This is a genomic window from Bacteroides sp. OF04-15BH (assembly GCF_003477995.1).
Lineage (GTDB): Bacteria > Bacteroidota > Bacteroidia > Bacteroidales > Bacteroidaceae > Paraprevotella.
In genome coordinates, this window is record NZ_QUEM01000093.1 from 266 (window position 1) to 1,539 (window position 1,274).

The 1,274-nt window shown below is 53.8% G+C and carries 2 protein-coding genes; both read left to right on the forward strand.

The window, feature by feature from the left end; genetic code table 11:
- The coding region (gene traJ, locus DXA74_RS15930) for a conjugative transposon protein TraJ (RefSeq protein WP_233550593.1) at nucleotides 1-912 on the forward strand (912 nt) is incomplete at its 5' end.
- Between the two features lie 20 nt (nucleotides 913-932).
- The coding region (gene traK, locus DXA74_RS15935) for a conjugative transposon protein TraK (protein ID WP_118529103.1) at nucleotides 933-1,274 on the forward strand (342 nt) is incomplete at its 3' end.

A 1,274-nucleotide genomic window follows, 5' to 3' on the forward strand; every position in this document is an offset into this window, starting at 1 on the left:
ATGACGGGGGTAGCCAAAGGAATAGCCGGGCTGGGTGCGCTGTTCTATGTAGCCGCCAAAGTGTGGCAGTCGCTCGCACGTGCCGAACCCATAGACGTGTACCCGCTCCTGCGTCCCTTTGCGCTGGGGCTGTGCATCATGTTCTTTCCCACGTTCGTGCTGGGGACTATCAACACGGTATTGTCGCCAGTGGTGAAAGGGTGCAACCAACTTATGGAAACGCAGACTTTCGACATGAACGAATACCGGGCACAGAAAGACCGACTGGAATATGAAGCCCTGATGCGTAGCCCCGAAACGGCTTACCTCGCTTCGGACGAGGAATTTGACAGGCAACTGGAAGAACTGGGCTGGTCGCCCTCCGATATGGTAACTATGACGGGTATGTATATGGACAGGGCGGCGTACAATATAAAGAAGTCCGTCCGGGACTGGTTCAGGGAACTGCTGGAAATGCTCTTTCAGGCGGCGGGGCTGATTATAGACACGCTGCGCACGTTCTTCCTAATCGTGTTAAGCATACTGGGTCCGCTGGCGTTTGCGATTTCCGTCTATGACGGTTTCCAAAGCACGCTGACCCAGTGGATTTCACGCTATATATCCATTTACCTGTGGCTACCCGTGTCGGACTTGTTCAGCAGCGTGCTGGCACGCATACAAACCCTGATGCTACAAAAAGACATCGAGCAGCTTTCAGACCCGAATTTCATTCCTGACGGGAGCAGCACCGTGTATGTAATCTTTATGATTATCGGCATCGTGGGCTACTTCACCATTCCAACGGTGGCAAGCTGGATAGTGTCGGCTGGCGGTACGTCTGCCTATAACCGCAACGTGGCACGGGCTGGGTCAATCGCCGGGGCGGCGGTCGGTGCGGCAAGCGGGAAAGTAACCGGGAAACTACTCAAATAACCAACATCAATATTTAGTATATGGAATTTAAGTCATTAACGAACATCGAAACGAGTTTCCGGCAAATCCGGCTCTTTGCGCTGGTATTCATCTGCCTGTGCGCACTGGTGACGGGCTTTGCCGTGTGGAACTCGTACAGCTTCGCCGAAAAGCAGCGGCAGAAGATATACGTCCTCGACAACGGCAAAAGCCTGATGCTGGCACTCTCGCAGGACATGGCGCAGAACAGACCCGTGGAAGCCAAGTCGCACGTGCGGCGTTTCCACGAACTTTTCTTCACGCTCTCACCCGACAAGGGGGCTATCGAAAGCAACATCAAACGCTCGCTGTTCCTCGCCGACAAGACCGCTTTCAACTATTAC